At 48.2% G+C, this 16,046-nt stretch carries 12 protein-coding genes and 2 tRNA genes; 7 read left to right on the top strand and 7 right to left on the bottom strand.

The window, feature by feature from the left end; genetic code table 11:
* The first annotated feature begins 52 nt into the window (after positions 1 to 52).
* From ACY0JR_RS01690 to smc, 3 genes are all read left to right on the top strand, one after another.
* Entirely contained in the window at positions 53 to 766 is a 714-nt protein-coding gene (locus ACY0JR_RS01690) for a 16S rRNA (uracil(1498)-N(3))-methyltransferase (protein WP_462632077.1), read from the top strand.
* 27 nt (positions 767 to 793) lie between these two features.
* The gene (locus tag ACY0JR_RS01695) at positions 794 to 1,459 is read left to right on the top strand and encodes a DUF4159 domain-containing protein (RefSeq protein ID WP_462632078.1); all 666 of its coding nucleotides are present in this window, start codon (positions 794 to 796) and stop codon (positions 1,457 to 1,459) included.
* Between the two features lie 439 nt (positions 1,460 to 1,898).
* Positions 1,899 to 5,459 (top strand): chromosome segregation protein SMC, encoded by a 3,561-nt coding sequence (gene smc, locus ACY0JR_RS01700; protein WP_462632079.1) that lies wholly within the window; start codon positions 1,899 to 1,901, stop codon positions 5,457 to 5,459.
* Between the two features lie 274 nt (positions 5,460 to 5,733).
* Here the strand turns inward: smc and ACY0JR_RS01705 are convergent, their stop codons facing one another.
* The 5 genes from ACY0JR_RS01705 to ACY0JR_RS01725 form a co-directional block, all read right to left on the bottom strand.
* Positions 5,734 to 6,282, bottom strand: a complete 549-nt coding sequence (locus ACY0JR_RS01705; RefSeq protein WP_462632080.1) for a lysophospholipid acyltransferase family protein — start codon at positions 6,280 to 6,282, stop codon at positions 5,734 to 5,736.
* Between the two features lie 73 nt (positions 6,283 to 6,355).
* Complete coding sequence (locus ACY0JR_RS01710; RefSeq protein ID WP_462632081.1) at positions 6,356 to 6,976, bottom strand: hypothetical protein; 621 nt, start codon at positions 6,974 to 6,976, stop codon at positions 6,356 to 6,358.
* A 102-nt stretch (positions 6,977 to 7,078) separates the two neighbouring features.
* Positions 7,079 to 7,849, bottom strand: a complete 771-nt coding sequence (locus ACY0JR_RS01715) for a patatin-like phospholipase family protein (protein WP_462632082.1) — start codon at positions 7,847 to 7,849, stop codon at positions 7,079 to 7,081.
* A 3-nt stretch (positions 7,850 to 7,852) separates the two neighbouring features.
* A complete protein-coding gene (locus ACY0JR_RS01720) occupies positions 7,853 to 8,695 on the bottom strand; it encodes an MBL fold metallo-hydrolase (RefSeq protein WP_462632106.1) in 843 nt (280 codons plus the stop codon).
* Between the two features lie 54 nt (positions 8,696 to 8,749).
* A complete protein-coding gene (locus ACY0JR_RS01725) occupies positions 8,750 to 9,697 on the bottom strand; it encodes an acetyl-CoA carboxylase carboxyltransferase subunit alpha (RefSeq protein ID WP_462632083.1) in 948 nt (315 codons plus the stop codon).
* 234 nt (positions 9,698 to 9,931) lie between these two features.
* Here ACY0JR_RS01725 and ACY0JR_RS01730 point away from each other — a divergent pair.
* The 3 genes from ACY0JR_RS01730 (at position 9,932) to ACY0JR_RS01740 (ending at position 11,105) form a co-directional block, all read left to right on the top strand.
* Positions 9,932 to 10,005 (top strand) — tRNA-Asp (locus ACY0JR_RS01730).
* 272 nt (positions 10,006 to 10,277) lie between these two features.
* A tRNA-Asp gene (locus tag ACY0JR_RS01735) sits at positions 10,278 to 10,351 on the top strand.
* Between the two features lie 211 nt (positions 10,352 to 10,562).
* Positions 10,563 to 11,105 carry a heme NO-binding domain-containing protein gene (locus ACY0JR_RS01740; RefSeq protein ID WP_462632084.1) on the top strand — a complete coding sequence of 181 codons (543 nt, stop codon included), beginning with the start codon at positions 10,563 to 10,565 and terminating at the stop codon, positions 11,103 to 11,105.
* Positions 11,106 to 11,265: 160 nt separating this feature from the next.
* On the opposite strand, the gene ACY0JR_RS01745 is transcribed toward ACY0JR_RS01740, so the two are convergent.
* Together ACY0JR_RS01745 and ACY0JR_RS01750 are read right to left on the bottom strand one after the other, a co-directional pair.
* Positions 11,266 to 11,706, bottom strand: a complete 441-nt coding sequence (locus tag ACY0JR_RS01745; protein WP_462632086.1) for a helix-turn-helix domain-containing protein — start codon at positions 11,704 to 11,706, stop codon at positions 11,266 to 11,268.
* 566 nt (positions 11,707 to 12,272) lie between these two features.
* Positions 12,273 to 13,946, bottom strand: a complete 1,674-nt coding sequence (locus tag ACY0JR_RS01750; protein WP_462632087.1) for a L,D-transpeptidase family protein — start codon at positions 13,944 to 13,946, stop codon at positions 12,273 to 12,275.
* 303 nt (positions 13,947 to 14,249) lie between these two features.
* On the opposite strand from ACY0JR_RS01750, the gene ACY0JR_RS01755 reads away from it, so the two are divergent.
* Positions 14,250 to 16,025 carry a M1 family metallopeptidase gene (locus ACY0JR_RS01755; protein ID WP_462632088.1) on the top strand — a complete coding sequence of 592 codons (1,776 nt, stop codon included), beginning with the start codon at positions 14,250 to 14,252 and terminating at the stop codon, positions 16,023 to 16,025.
* The last annotated feature ends 21 nt before the right edge of the window (positions 16,026 to 16,046 follow it).

Here is a 16,046-nt window from a genome sequence, read left to right on the forward strand (position 1 = left end):
TCTTTGGGTTTTTGCCGTATTTTTGGAAACCAGCTCCTAAACCAAATCACCCATGCACCTCTTCTTCACCCCAGACCTGCAACCCACCGACTCGTTCTACACTCTGTCTGAAGAAGAGTCTAAGCACTGTGCCCGGGTGCTCAGGTTAGGGCAAGGCGATGTCGTCACGTTGATAGATGGCCGGGGTGGCTTGTTTGAAGCAGAGATTGCAGAGGCGAACCCTAAGAAAACCAAAATCAACATTTTACAGCACCATCCTAAGTACCAAAAGCGTGGCTATAAAATCCATATAGCGGTGGCTCCTACAAAAAACATGGATAGAATGGAGTGGTTCGTGGAGAAGGCGGTGGAGATGGGCATTGACGAAATCACCTTCCTGCAATGCGCCCGCTCTGAGCGGAAAAACCTTAATTTGGATCGGCTGGAGAAGATTGCGGTAAGCGCCATGAAACAGTCCATGAAAGCGTACCTGCCCAAACTGCACGAACTTACCCGCTACGTGGATTTCATCAAACAACCCTCCGCCGGACAGCGGTTTATTGCCCATCTGGTAGAAGGACAGGAACGGCACTCCTTAGCGAAAAGTATCTCGGGCGAAGATACGTACACCATCTTGATTGGTCCGGAAGGTGATTTTAGTCCCGAGGAAGTGGCGCAGGCCCTACAAGCCGGATACAAACCAGTGACGCTGGGCCAAAGCCGTCTTAGGACTGAAACTGCCGCTTTAGCCGCTTGTCATACCATTCACGTACTTTTAGACGTTTAACGTTCTAAGCTTCTTTTCTGAAAAACCATGCAAAAACGGCTGCTCCTTTGGCTTCTTCTTATACTAACAGGTACCAGTGCTGCCTGGGCGCAGCGTCCCAGCTTCCGGATTGCCCGGCTTAAATATGGCGGCGGCGGAGACTGGTACGCGAACAAAACCTCGTTGCCCAACCTCATCTCCTTCTGTAACCGCGAACTGAAAGCCAACATTGCGCCGCAGGAAGAATCTGTAGAGCCCGGCAGTCCCGAGCTGCTGGACTACCCTTTCGTGCACATGACCGGCCACGGCAACGTCATCTTCACCGAGGCCGAAGTCCAGAACCTACGTAAATACCTTACCAGTGGCGGCTTCCTCCATATTGACGACAACTACGGCCTGGACAAATTCGCCCGGCGCGAAATGAAGAAAGTCTTCCCTGAACTAGATTTTATTGAATTACCTTTCAACCACCCTGTTTACCACCAGAAATTCGACTTTCCGCGCGGCCTACCTAAAATCCACGAACACGACAACAAACCCCCCCAAGGTTTCGGGATTATTTACCAAGGCCGGTTGGTGTGCTTTTACTCCTATGAATGCGACTTAGGGAACGGCTGGGAAGACCAAGCAGTACACAATGATCCGGCAGAGAAACACCAGGCCGCGCTGCGCATGGGTGCCAATCTGGTGTCTTATGCGTTAACCAGTTTTTAAGAATTACCTACTCTATAATTATAATGGCGCGGAGTTACTCCCGCGCCATTTCTTTTTTATTATTTTACTGGAAGTCCTAATTGGCCCAAACAGTCTCGAGACAAAGGATGAAGTGAGTCTCCAGACTCGCCGGAATCCAAGATGATTATTGCTGTGCGTAGAGTTAGCGTCAGCGCTCTACGCACGAACCGGACAGCCAATCTCCTAATTGGCGTTGCGGGAAAGCCTTTAGACACAGACGCTCGCAGGTCTTTCAAACGCTACGAGGTCTTTTGAGCAACTGGTATTTCCTACCAACCAAATTCCTCCGTTTTTCGCCTCTTTTCTATAAATCTCTCTAAAAACAAACACACTTCTGTATAGCAAAGCACAACCTCTCGCAACTCCGCACACTTTTTTGTAATTTTGAGATTGGGGTCGGGGTTTCTGGCCGATGTGTATGGAATTAGCAAGATTAGAGATCAAGGGCTTTAAGAGTTTCGGCGATAAAGTCACCATTAACTTTGACAGCGGTATCACGGGGATTGTAGGGCCAAACGGCTGCGGCAAGTCCAACATTGTGGATGCCATCCGGTGGGTGTTGGGTGAGCAAAAAACCCGCAACCTGCGCTCAGACAAAATGGAGAGCGTGATTTTCAATGGTACCAAGAACCGGAAGCCGCAGCAACTTGCGGAGGTGTCGCTCACGTTCAACAACAACAAGGGCATTCTTCCTACCGAGTACTCGCAGGTGACCATCACCCGCCGGTACTACCGTTCCGGGGAAAGCGAGTACCTGCTCAACAACGTCACCTGCCGCCTCAAAGACATCAACGACCTGTTCCTGGACACAGGAATCGGGTCAGACTCCTACGCCATCATCGAACTGAAAATGGTGGATGACATTCTCACGGACAAAGACAACTCCCGCCGGAACCTGTTTGAGGAAGCTGCCGGGATTTCTAAGTTCAAAGTCCGTAAAAAGCAAACGCTCAAAAAGCTGGAAGAGACCGATGCTGATTTAGAGCGTGTGGAAGACGTGTTGTTCGAGATTGGCAAGAACCTGAAGAGTCTGGAACGGCAGGCCAAAACCGCAGAGCGCTACCTCAACCTGAAAGACGAATACAAGAAACTAAGCTTGGAATACGCCCGCCGCAACATCGGGCATCACCAGGAGGCGCTGGAACGGTTGGAAAATGAACTGCAGAAAGAAACCGACCGCAAAGGTTCTTACTCTGAGGAGTTGGCCATTCTTGAAGATACCTTGCAGGAGCAGAAAACACTGCTGGACCGAACCCAACATGAACTGCAGCACAAGCAGAAGGAAGTAAACGAACATACCGGGCAACTTCGGCAGCTAGAGAATGACATCAAGCTGAAAAGCGAGCGCAACATGTACCTGCAGGAGCGGGTGAAAACGCTGCACACCCAGATAAATCAGGACACCACTAACATCAGCCAGACTGAACAGAGCCTTGGGGCTTTGCAGAATGATTTGGAGCAGATTCAGGAAGAGTTGCTCATTTCTGAGGAACAACTGGGACTTACCAAAAAGGAGCTGGAGCACGTGAACCAGCAGAAAGCTGAGCTGCAGAAGGAATTGCAGGAGAAAACCATGGCCCAGCGCCAGGTGCAGAACGAGGCTTTCACGGTAAACAAAAGCATTGAGATTACGCAGGTACAGATGCAGAGCCACCGGATGGAACTGGAACGCCTGCAACAAATGGAAGGCCACGAGAACGAAATCGCGCAGCAACATGAATCGGCTTTAGCCGAAACCAAAATCCTGTTGGAAGAGGCCCAGGAAAATCTGGCCGAACTGCAGGAAGCGGAAAATGTGCTTCGGGCGGAGATGACCAAAACCGAGGAGACCCTGCACGACTACCGGCAACAGCTCATTGACCTGAATCGGGAGCACGACGCCAAGAAAAATCAGTACAACCTCATGAAGTCTTTGGTGGACAACCTGGAGGGTTTCCCCGAGGCAATCAAATTCCTGTACAAAGCAGAGAACTGGGAAAAGCCTGCCCCTCTCCTCTCTGATATTATTTCCTGCGACCCTGAGTACAAGAACCTTATTGAGACGTACCTGGAGCCGTATATGAACTTCTTCGTGGTAGACTCTCCGCATGATGCGGTGGAGGCCATTGAGTTGCTGAAAGAGCAGAACAAGGGACGCGCGAGTTTCATCATCCTCTCTGAGGTGGAGGAAATGGAAATTCCAGACACGCTTAGCACCCCAAAATACAAAGCCGCCCTAGAGGTGGTCGCTGCCGAAGAGAAATACCATTCCCTCCTGCGCTTCATGCTCAGTGAAGTGTACCTGACCGATACCGCCGATACCGAACTATTCCTAAGCGACGGACGAACGTATATTTTAACCGATGGCTCGGCTATTAAAAAGCCGTTGAGTGTGGCCGGTGGTTCAGTGGGTTTGTTTGACGGAAACCGTTTGGGCCGGAAGCAGAACCTGGAGAAACTGGCCGAGGAACTGGAGACCTTAAAAGTAGACCAGGACCGACTGAAAGTGAAGATTACCACCTTGCAGCAGGTGTTGCAAAACCAGAAGGAAAGCACCCAACAGGAGCACATCAGGTTACAGGAGCGCGACATCAACAACCTGCAGCAGGAATTGGTGAGCCACAAAGTTCGTTATGAGCAGTTCCTGTTAAACCAGCAAAATCAGGCCAGTAAAAAAGACGAACTCTTCGATAAAATCCAGGAGCTGGGTGACAAACTAGCTGACCTGATGCCGGATGCCGAAAGCAAGAACCTGGCCCTGAAAAGCTATGAACAGGAACTTGCTGGTTTAAGCCAGGTTTTGGAAAAACAAAACGAAATCATCACCGAAGTCAGCGGCATCTTCAACCAGGAGAACATCAAGTTCCACCAACTCAAGAACCGTCTGCAAAGCATTCAGCAGGAATTGGCGTACAAGCAGAAAACCGTCATGAACCACCAGGAACGCCTGGTGCAACTTCAGGACGAACTCAGCCGGGCCGAAGACGAGACTGTTTCACTGGACCAGTTTGTGGAAGACCAGACCCACTTGTTGGAAGAAGGCATGGTGGCCCGCAAGGAAATGGCCCGCGAGCTGGAAGAGATTGAGAAAGCCTATTTCTCTTTGCGCGGCGAGATTGACGAGAAGGAGAAGAACATACGGGAACTGCAACGCAAGAAACAGAACACCGATGAAGTATTCCAGTCCATGAACCAGGCTATTACCGATACCCGCATCAAGTTGGTCTCGGTGATCGAACGCCTATCGGCGGAGTTCAACATGAACCCAGATGATCTGGCCGAAGCACCTACTGAGAAGCTGGACATCAGCAATGAGGAGTTAAGCCAACAGGTGCAGACTGTCAAACAGAAACTGGACAACATTGGTCCGGTAAACCCCATGGCGGCCGAGGCTTACCAGGAAATTGACACCCGCAATCAGTTCATTCTTACCCAGAAGAATGATTTACTGGATGCCAAGACGCAGTTGATGGACACCATCGCGGAAATTGACACCGTAGCTAAGGAGAAATACCTGACTGCCTTTGATCAGATCAAGGAGAACTTCATGCGCGTGTTCCGGTCGCTCTTCTCTGATGAAGATACCTGTGACTTGTACATCGCTGACCCTAGCAACCCATTGGAGTCTAAGATTGAGATTATGGCTCGGCCGAAAGGCAAGCGTCCATTGACCATCAACCAGCTTTCCGGGGGTGAGAAAACCTTGACGGCCATTTCGCTGCTGTTCGCCATTTACCTGCTCAAGCCGGCTCCGTTCTGTATTTTTGACGAGGTGGATGCTCCGCTGGACGATGCAAACATTGACAAGTTCAACAACATTGTGAAGAAGTTCTCCAATGACTCCCAGTTCATAGTGGTGACCCACAACAAGCGCACCATGGTATCTACGGATGTGATCTACGGCATCACCATGCTGGAGGTAGGCGTTTCCCGCGTGATTCCGGTTGACTTGCGTGATTTGGCTCCAGAGCCAGAAACGCAGGCGGCTTTGACAGCTTAGAACAAGATATTAAAAGTAAAAGCCTCTTCCGTTTAGCGCCTATTTATGGTAAAACAAGCGCTAAATGGAAGAGGCTTTTTTTATGGAAGTTAGAAAATAACTTCTTTCCTTTTATTCCCATCCCTCTTTCTTCCCTCTTTGTCATCTTGGAAAGATCTTGTGGGCGAACTAGAAAGGCAATGATTAACCGCTACTACCATTCGCCCACAAGGTCCTTTCAGGATGACAAATATTGGAGGGTGAAGGAGTATCTAATTGGTTTTCCTACTAAAATTTACCTCACACCCTGGCTCGGGAACTTAGGGGTGACGGTGCGGTAGAAATCAAGGATCAATTTCATATCGGCTTCAAAGTCACCGGTGGGATAAATAGTGGGGCCTATGCCGGCTTCTTTTTTGGCGTAGTCCAGGTAGCCTAGCAGAATGGGAACGCCCGCTCCTACGGCGGTGTGGTAAAAGCCTTTCTTCCAGCGGGGTTGGTACTTGCGGGTTCCTTCGGGCGTGACCATCATGACCATTTCTTCGTTTTCCTTAAAGATGTCAATCATGGCGGCTACCAGGTTATTATTTTTCTTCCGGTCAACCGGTACGGCTCCCATAGATCTAAGCAAAGCACCCATCGGGAAAAAGAACGCTTCTTTCTTGATGGTTAATTTCACGGGAACGTCCATGAGGTAGAAGGCGGCGCGGGCATACACAAAATCCCAGTTACTGGTGTGCGGCGCCGCAATCATGATGGCCTGTTTCATACCCGGCGGCATGCTCCCTTTCAATTTCCAACCGGCAACTTTAAAAATAACCTTCGCTAACGCTTTCCCGAACATAGATTTTAAGTGAATTCAACTACAATATTACAAAAAAAACCAGCTTTTTAGCTGGTTTCTCACGGTATTGTGGTTAACGGGGAGACAACTGGAACTTCCGTTCCCGGAACAAATACACCTGCAAGCCTATGTTCACCGAAGGGCCCCATTCGGTCACTTTTTTGTTTCCTTCAGATGGCCTCTTTTCCTGGTAGTATGAGAACATGACGGCGGGCTCAATGGCTACTTTGGGATTGATGAAGATGGCGTACCCCACCCCACCTTTGAATTCGGCCAGTTCCGTTTTGGGGTTATTGGGTTTATTGTTTACCCCCACGGCCGCACTGGCTTCGCCGTAAAAACCATTCTGCAAATAATAGCGGGCAAAAGGCCCTACTAAGATATTGGTGGCCTGGGTAGGAATCTGATCGTCCATCACTTCTTTGTAATGGTAGATGGTTCCCTTCATTCCCAAGGCTACATCGCTTAAAACGAAGTAGCCTAGTTTGACATCCAGATCAAACTGCTGCCGGTGCCCGGATAAAGGCTCACTGCCACTGGTGATGTTGATTTGCTTATAGGAACCAGAAACGCTTCCGCCCACCATTAAACTGCGCTGAAATATTTTGGCTGGTACAAGTGTGCCCCGGTTTTCCTGAGCCCGGGCCTGCATAAACGTTAGAAGTAAAATGCTTGCGAAAAGCAACTTTCTCATAAAGCCAACATAAAGGTAAATGACATTCTCTATGATGACTCATACGGCTGAAGTGCACAGAAGTACTATATAAAAACACAAATATATAGTACAATTAATAGATTAATCTACCTCAGACTTCATTAAAGCTTCAATCTGGGGGGCTATATCTAAGGTATATTCATACCCTATGGTGTACATTTCCTGCGCTTTTTTGAGATCCAAGATATGAAAGTCCTTCAGTTTGGGTGGCTCCAGAAACAAGTCGCAAAGGGAAATTCTGCTCTGAATGTTCTCGTGCAGGGCTAAATGAAAGATTCGCTCCGTTACCTGTTTGATGCCGTTAATGTCAAAATTGGTAGGCGTAGGATTGACATGTACGCCAATGATCTTATCACATTCCCCGGTCAAACATTCTACCGGCAGGTTATTGATGATGCCGCCGTCTACTAATTGCCTTTTCTCTAGCTGCATGGGCTTGAACAACACCGGTACCGCCGAAGAAGCTTTCAAGGCATCCACCAAAGAACCCTGGGTAAAGTAAACGGTACTACCTTCCACTAAATCCAAAGCCGAAATCCATAACTTAATAGGAAGTTCTTCAAACGTGCGGCCCTGCAGGTGTTCCTCAAAGATCTTGTGCAGCGCCTGGGTATGCAGGATACCTCTATTAAGGGCTGGCCTGAGCAACTTGGGCAAAGGCAACGCACAAACCAATTTCAGAATTTCAGTTGGGGCGTAACCAGCCGCGAAAAAAGCACCAGCAATGGCTCCAGAACTCACTCCGGAGATGGCATGAAGGTGAATGCCCATTTCCTGCAGTGCCTGTAAAACTCCCAAGTGCGCCACTCCTCTGGCAGCCCCGCCAGACATACAAATTCCTAATTTCTGCATCTGCTACAACTCAGACAAAGGGAAAACTTGGTCTACCCTTACTCCTTTGTCGGTGTGCTTTACGGTGCAGCATTCATTTTGGACGTCGTGTTCAAAGAATAAAACCCAGTTTTCATCGGCGGCCTGCTTCAGGAATTTCTCTTTTTCCTGAAGCGTCAGCAGTGGCCGGGTGTCATACCCCATCACGTACGGGAGTGGCATGTGCCCTACAGAGGGCAGCAGATCGGCCATGAAGCAGAGCGTATGCCCTTTGTACTGCAACCGAGGCACCATCATCTTGTCGGTGTGTCCGTCTACATAGGTCACGTCAAACCCAGGCAGGAACTGCTCCTGGCCCGTTACCAGGTATTCCAGTTGTCCGCTCTCCTGAATGGGAAGGATGTTCTCTTTGATGAAGCTCGCTTTCTCTCTGGGGTTGGGTTCTGTGGCCCATTGCCAATGGTCCTGGTTGCTCCAGTAGCGGGCGTTAGCGAAAACGGTTTCAAGGATGCTGCCGTCTTTGCCGTACTTCACAGAACCACCGCAATGGTCAAAGTGCAGGTGCGTCAAGAATACATCTGTGATATCAGAAAACCCGAAGCCCGCCTCGCGCAAAGATTTCTCCAGTGAATCATCACCGTGCAGGTAATAATGGCTGAAGAACTTGCCATCCTGCTTGTCTCCTATGCCGTTGTCAACCAAAATCAGGCGGCCATCGGTTTCCACCAGCAGGCAGCGCATGGCCCAGGAACAGAGGTTATTTTCGTCTGCCGGGTTGGTGCGCTGCCAGATGGATTTAGGAACCACACCAAACATGGCCCCACCGTCTAACTTGAAATTTCCGGTAGGAATAGGATACAGATTCATGGCCATGCCTGGGGGTTTTTAGTCTGATTTCTAAAAAGAAGCGGTAAAACAGAACTACTCTGTTACTACGCCCATCTCGCCGAACTTCTCAATGCGTTGCATAATGCGGTCTTCGGGGGAAATGGCTTCCAGCTTTTCTAGGGTTGAGAGAATCTTTTTTTGCAGGGTTCTGATCATCTTCTCGGGGTTCACGTGCGCGCCGCCCAACGGTTCTTTAATAATGCCGTCCACCAGTTTATTTCCCAACATGTCTTTGGCGGTCAGTTTCAGGGCTTCGGCTGCTTGTTCTTTGTAGTTCCAGCTGCGCCATAAAATAGAAGAACACGACTCCGGCGAAATCACCGAATACCAGGTGTTTTCCAGCATGAACACCTTATCTCCAATGCCAATACCCAGGGCTCCGCCCGAGGCACCTTCCCCAATGATGATGCAGATGACCGGCACCTTGAGCATGAACATCTCTTTCAGGTTACGCGCAATGGCTTCGCCCTGCCCTCTTTCTTCAGCCTCCAGCCCCGGGAAAGCGCCCGGCGTATCAATGAAGGTGATGATGGGTTTGTTGAATTTCTCGGCCAGTTTCATCAGGCGAAGCGCTTTGCGGTACCCCTCGGGGTTGGCCATCCCGAAATTACGGTACTGACGCTCTTTGGTGTTCCGGCCTTTCTGCTGGCCAATGAACATCACCGTTTTGCCGTCAATCTCGCCAAAACCGCCCACCATTGCTTTGTCATCGCGCACATTACGGTCGCCGTGCAATTCTATAAAGGTGGGAGAAAGTCCTTTAATATAGTCTAAGGTATAAGGTCTCTCCACGTGCCGGGAGAGTTGCACCCGCTGCCACCGGGTAAGGTTGGCGTAGGTTTCTTTCTTAAGCGATTTTATTTTCTCCTCTAGTGCAGTAACCGCCTCGCTCACGTCTACCTGGCTCTCAGAGGCCAGTTTTTTCATCTCGGCTAATTTTCCTTCCAGAGAAGCAATGGGTTGTTCAAAATCTAACAGCATAGTAATGCCCCTTACGTTTAGCTAAAGTGTGACTACAAAGGTAAACGAAACTTGCAAAGTTTTGTAGCACGAGTTTTTTCAAGTTTTTACATAAAATTTTCGGTTTGACACTGAACCGGTTAGCGTTTAAGGGCCGTTTCTTTTGGTCTTTTTTGGGCTTGCCTGTTGTGTGGTAACAATCTGCCCCCCATATTTGCATCATCAAACGGGGACAGCAGGTCTCCGGAAGATGTTGGTCCGGTAGTTCAGTTGGTTAGAATGCCGCCCTGTCACGGCGGAGGTCGCGGGTTCGAGTCCCGTCCGGACCGCTTTTGAGAAGAGTCCCTTTACAGTTTGTAAAGGGACTCTTTTTGCTTTAAGTGGTTTTTAGTTTCGAATGAACATCTTTCCGTTCAGGCGCAGACATAAAACGCTTGCAGTTGTTTTGTAGCTTCTTTCAGAAAAACAGAGGCAAAACGGCCCTCCTCCTCCTTCACTATTCAAAATATTTAGAAACTTTGTGAGGCATCTGTTGCATGCTAAAAATTAACTCTACATATTTGCACCATCAAACGGGGACAGCAGGTCTCCGGAAGATGTTGGTCCGGTAGTTCAGTTGGTTAGAATGCCGCCCTGTCACGGCGGAGGTCGCGGGTTCGAGTCCCGTCCGGACCGCTTTTGGAAAAGAGTCCCTTCGCTTCTTGTGAAGGGACTCTTTTGTTTTTATTGAGTTTATAGCTTTTGCCTTCTTCTCTTTTTCAAGATGATTTTTGGTACACGGCAAATTTCACTTGATTAGATTGTCCCATTCAGTATTAACATCATTTTTTGTCTGAGACTATCCGTACAAGCAGTAGTTTTAGCTTAGAATTAATCTCACCCACCTATGCATGGTTTTATACTGTTAGAATTCGAGAAGTTTATTATCAAAGAATACGGATTTACAACCTGGAATACAGTTTCCAAGAACGCTAATGCTGAAAACCTTTCAATAGATGCAAATCAGATTTATCCAGATACTGTTGTCTTTTCTTTGGTGGGGGAAGCAATCAAGTTACTGGAAGTGGAAGCGGGTGATTTCCTGGAAAAGTTTGGGTACACGCTGGTTCCCAGTCTGTTGAAAGTGTACAAAGCCTACATTGACCCTTCCTGGAGAACCATGGACTTATTAGAGCATACGGAGCGCACCATGCACCATGCCGTGCGCACAAACAACCCCAACGTTGCTCCGCCTATCTTAGAAATTGAACGCAAAAGTTCCAAGAGCTTACATATCATATACCGCTCCAAGAGAAACATACCTCAATTAGGAGTTGGTGTGATAAAGGGAATCGCAAATTACTACGGTGAGTTACAGAAGTTGCACCTGTCTTTGACCAAAACCTCTGAAGAAGGAGTCTATCTTTTTGACATTACTTTGCTTTCATAGAAGTAGTCAATTAAGCGAATACACGAAATTGGCTTCAGAGTTTTAAGTGCAAAAGATTCCTTATCAAAGGATCTAATAAGAAGCGATCTTAATATTCTTCACCTACAACGGGGCAGGGCTACAGAATAGCAACTCCAACTGCCGCTATCAACCATCGCTTTTAGGAAGGATCATAACTCTCAAAGCTTCCATCTGAATAGAACAGCATCACTTTAACTAGTTTTTTAGCCGCTTCCTCTTTCAGGTCTGTTACAGCAGGCCTACTTTTTTCCTTCCGTTGTCCTTTACTCGCTTCCTGGCTGAAGGCGCTTGCTACCTCATTTCGGTATTTGGGCAATGGCGTCTCATTCTTATTGGCCACACTACTAGAAGTAGCAGGCACACCACTGAGCATTTCCCCTTCGCCTGAGAGCAGCCAAATGGGAGATATTTCAGGAAACCGGCTAAGTAGCTTCTGTACCACTTCCAAACTCGCTTTGTTTCTAGCAGATAGAATATGGCTGATGACCGGTCTTGCTATGCCAATTTCATCTGCAAAAGCAGTAGGCCCCATTGCACTCCAGCTAATTACTTCCTGTATTCTGGTTAATAAATCTGTCACGTAAAGGTGATGGTTAAGGTTGAGCACAAATGTAAACTCTTCATATTTAAATCAATTGATTTAAATAGACAAATCCTAAGATAATACATCTGATTTAGAATTTACAAATGTAATAAAATTCAATTAGAAATCTAAATTCTACAAATCAATACCTTAATTCACGTTTGTAATAATAATAAACAAATGTTAACTTAATTTTTGTATACATTTGTGTTATACTCTTATTCCATAATTTAACTTACCTTAATATCTATTTACTTATCTGTTTACAATAGTTATCACTAAAGCTTAAATCCTAGTCACTCCACCAGAGCATGGGCACGATAACTTAGAGCGGGGTTACTCTTTACTGGCACATCTACTAGTGAGTGGACAGTTTAATGATGGATGCTTTGACTTTCAGAAGATGCCTTGGCTTTGTGATATTAGCCTATTAAACAGTTGCATGCTATAGAGTTGCAGGAAGGCAGCTATATTTGTAAAACAGAAAAGGCCCCTGCCTGCTCAAAGTCTGAGCAGGCAGGGGCCTTTATTTAAGAACCTAAATGAAGGTAATAAAGCGTTACTTATCTAAAATAAGCCATCTCCAGGTCACGATCATGGTTGTAAATATCATCGCGGAAGTGGATGGCGCCATTGTCATCAACCCAGGTCGTAAAATACACAATGTACACTGGCACTTTGGCTGAGAGGTTCACGTACTTCTCTTCTCCCCCGTGCATGGCCGCTTTGATAGCAGAAGGTGTCCACTGTTTCTGATCTTTCAATAGGTACTGGGCCATCTCAAAGGGCTTCTCAATTCTGATACACCCGTGGCTGAAACCGCGCTCGGTTTGGTTGAACAAATGGTCTGAGGGGGTATCATGCAAGTACACGTTATGCTCGTTGGGGAAGATAAATTTCACATAGCCTAACGGATTCCTGCTACCCGGCCGCTGGCGCACTCGGTATTTGAATTTCTCATCTACTGAATACCAATCCACTGAAGAAGGGGAAACCACTTCCACCTTATTATTGCCTATGTCTTTCACCAACTCCATGTCATTTTTGGCTAAGTAGTTAGGGTTGTTGGCTTGCGCCGGAGCAATTTCTTCGGCCAAGATCTGCGGGGTAATGTTCCAGTAAGGGTAGAAAACAATGTACTCCAGTTTGTCGCTGAACACCGGGGTGGCGTGCATTTCCTTTCCTACCACCACTTTCATGCTCAGCACTTCTTTATCTTTCTCAAACACGTGCAGCATGTATTCCGGAATGTTCACAAACACGTACTTGTCTTCAAAGCGCTTGGGCACCCAACGCCAGCGCTCCATATTGATGATAATCTGGTCAATCCTATCTTCAATAGGAATGTTCATGACCCGCAAGGTCTCCCCGCCTACTACCCCATCTGGTCTCAGGCCGTGGCGTATCTGGAAGTTCTTGACCGCGGTAGCCAATTGATCATCATAGACTCTGTTTTGTGGCGTGTTTTCGGCCACTTTACCAATTATACGGTGTCTAAGCGTCATCACTGCCTCGGCAGAGTCGCCGGGTTTAAGCATTTTGGTGGCAAGCTGCACCTTGGGCCAGCCGCCCTGTTGTTTGGCGGCTCGGTATTGCTTTAAGGCCTCCCGCAAGCGGATGTACCCGGTATGCAGCGCTTCAAATTCATAGTACGGGTAACGGCTTTCCCGTTCCTTTAAAATGGTCTGAAGTGCCTTGTGTAACTTGATTTTGTTTTTCTTAACTGCCCACTCAATGTTATCAACGCTGCGCGGATCTACCGTACCCCGGTAGAAGTCACTGGCATAGTTGAAATAGGAAGCGGTTAAGGTCACGTCAAGTTGTTCCTGCAGTTTGTGACGGGCCGAATCCTTAGGGGACTGCTCCAGTTTTTGGAACATCTGCTTGAGTTGACTCTGGTTGTAATCTTTGGGGTCTAGCCCTTCTTCATGGGCTTTGTTAAGCACTTCCACAAACTTAAAGGCCTGCGGCACCAATTCACCGTCTTTAAACCAGGCGAACCGGTATTGGCGCTCCCGGTAAAATAGCTTCATCAGATCCAGGTGTTTCTTGAACTTAGGATCGTTTTTGGTGAAATTCACCACGTATGCACTGTCTGTCTGCTGCGGAATACCATCTACCGTTGCCAAGGCAACTTTCTTTTGTTGCTTATCGCCTGACTTAGCGCAGGCAGACACCAGCGCTAACGTCATCATGAAAAGCAGGAGAAGAGGAAAAACTGATTTATTTGATTTCATATGGATTAATTCTGTCAAAGAGATGTGGTACTTATACTATCAAACCCCTAAAAAAGTTAAGAGACAGCAGCAGGATAAAATTGAACTATATCCGCATAAATGTAGCTACACTCAATTCTTGTAGATGCAAGCTCTTCTATGCTTGTTCAGGAATATTAAGATGGCTAATGGGTTGGAATACTTTCTTTTCAGAAGTTATTATGAGTAGTACCACCAGATATTTGCCAGAACAGGCGTAGACGAGTCTGATTTTTCACCGAATCATATTTTTAAACTAAAATGGATTTTAGCAACAATAGCCAAATGACAACTCCCCAAGACCCACACAGCTTTTCAAAACCCCAAGAAGCTGTTATCCAGCACGTAGATTGGGAATTGACCGTCAATTTTGAGCAGAAGCAGATAACCGGTACCGGCGTTTACCACGTCAGCCATCGGCAAGCCTCACATATAGTATTGGATATCCATCATCTGAAGATTACGCAGGTCTGGCTGGCGGAAGAAGAGCAGGAAATTGAATACAGCTTCACAGAAGAAAAGCCGTTTCTGGGCCAGGGTTTGAAAATCCCCCTGAAACCGGATACAGAGAAAATCCGGATCAGCTTTGAGACTACGCCAGCATCGGCGGCGCTACAGTGGTTGGAACCTGCCCAAACCGCTGGTAAAACGCAGCCTTTCCTGTTCACCCAATCCCAAGCTATTCTGGCGCGCACCTGGCTCCCGTGCCAGGACAGCCCTAGTGTGCGGTTCACCTACACAGCTCGGGTGCAGATCCCTCCTCACCTACTGCCCCTCATGAGCGCCGAGAACCCGCAGGAGAAAAACGAAGCGGGAACGTACTTTTTCAGGATGGACCAGCCCATTCCGTCTTACCTTCTCTCCCTAGCCGTAGGCGATCTGGTTTTTGCGCCCCTGGGCGAAAGATGCGGTGTGTACGCTGAGCCGGAAACCCTGGAAGCCGCCGCTTACGAGTTTGCCGAGACCGAGCAGATGCTGCTGGCCGCCGAGAACCTGTACGGCCCGTACCAATGGGGCCGTTATGATCTACTGGTGCTTCCGCCTAGCTTCCCTTTCGGGGGCATGGAAAATCCGAAGCTTACCTTTGCCACGCCCACCATCATTGCCGGAGACCGTTCCCTCACCAGTCTGGTGGCCCATGAACTGGCGCATTCGTGGTCGGGTAATCTGGTGACCAACGCCACCTGGAATGACTTTTGGCTGAACGAAGGCTTTACCGTTTACTTTGAACGACGCATCATGGAAGCCCTTTACGGCCCAGACTACGCCGAAATGCTGCACACCCTGGGCTATCAAGATTTGCGGCACACTCTGGAAGAACTAAGCAACACCCCGCAAGACACTTTCCTCAAACTGAACCTGGAGAACCGTGACCCAGACGAAGGCCTCACCGAAATTGCGTACGAGAAAGGCAACCTGTTTCTGCGCCATCTGGAAGCCCTGGTAGGCCGGGAAAAGTTTGACGCCTTTGTGCACCGCTATTTTAGTACGTTTCAGTTTCAGTCCATGGATACGGCCCGTTTTGAGCAGTTTCTGGAAAAAGAGCTCCTAAACGGAAACGAGGAATTGACGCAGAAAGCAAGAGCGAAAGACTGGATCTACGCCCCTGGTATTCCCGCCGGCGTAGCACCCGTGAAAGCGGCCCTGTTTGAGAAAGTAGCGCAGGAACTGGAAAAATGGACGACAGGCATACCAGCCAACGAACTCACCACCGCGCATTGGAGCACCCATGAATGGCTGTACTTCCTGAGCAACTTGCCCAAGCAACTGACATTGCCCCAATTGCAGGAACTGGACGAGGCGTTTGGATTTACCGCCTCCGGCAACGCTGAAATTCAAGCGGAATGGCTACGGCACGCGGTGACACATCAATACAAAGCCGCCTATCCCGCGCTGGAATCCTTTTTGGTACGGGTAGGAAGACGGAAGTTTCTGCTGCCTTTGTACAAAACTTTGCTGCAAACAGAAGAAGGAACGGCTTTGGCGAAGGAAATTTACGAAAAAGCTCGGCCCAACTACCACGCTGTTTCCACCAGTTCATTAGACGCTCTCCTCCGTTAGAAAGGATTTCCTGTAAAGCAG

This window comes from Rufibacter sp. JT3400010 (genome assembly GCF_054956755.1).

Excerpts from the sequence above, each read along its gene's own strand:
- ACY0JR_RS01695 (WP_462632078.1), top strand. The coding sequence starts at position 794 with ATGCAAAAACGGCTGCTCCTTTGGCTTCTTCTTATACTAACAGGTACC.
- ACY0JR_RS01710 (WP_462632081.1), bottom strand. The coding sequence starts at position 6,976 with ATGAGAAAGTTGCTTTTCGCAAGCATTTTACTTCTAACGTTTATGCAG.
- ACY0JR_RS01740 (WP_462632084.1), top strand. The coding sequence starts at position 10,563 with ATGCATGGTTTTATACTGTTAGAATTCGAGAAGTTTATTATCAAAGAA.
- ACY0JR_RS01750 (WP_462632087.1), bottom strand. The coding sequence starts at position 13,946 with ATGAAATCAAATAAATCAGTTTTTCCTCTTCTCCTGCTTTTCATGATG.
- ACY0JR_RS01705 (WP_462632080.1), bottom strand. The coding sequence starts at position 6,282 with ATGTTCGGGAAAGCGTTAGCGAAGGTTATTTTTAAAGTTGCCGGTTGG.
- ACY0JR_RS01720 (WP_462632106.1), bottom strand. The coding sequence starts at position 8,695 with ATGAATCTGTATCCTATTCCTACCGGAAATTTCAAGTTAGACGGTGGG.
- smc (WP_462632079.1), top strand. The coding sequence starts at position 1,899 with ATGGAATTAGCAAGATTAGAGATCAAGGGCTTTAAGAGTTTCGGCGAT.
- ACY0JR_RS01755 (WP_462632088.1), top strand. The coding sequence starts at position 14,250 with ATGACAACTCCCCAAGACCCACACAGCTTTTCAAAACCCCAAGAAGCT.
- ACY0JR_RS01690 (WP_462632077.1), top strand. The coding sequence starts at position 53 with ATGCACCTCTTCTTCACCCCAGACCTGCAACCCACCGACTCGTTCTAC.
- ACY0JR_RS01725 (WP_462632083.1), bottom strand. The coding sequence starts at position 9,697 with ATGCTGTTAGATTTTGAACAACCCATTGCTTCTCTGGAAGGAAAATTA.
- ACY0JR_RS01715 (WP_462632082.1), bottom strand. The coding sequence starts at position 7,849 with ATGCAGAAATTAGGAATTTGTATGTCTGGCGGGGCTGCCAGAGGAGTG.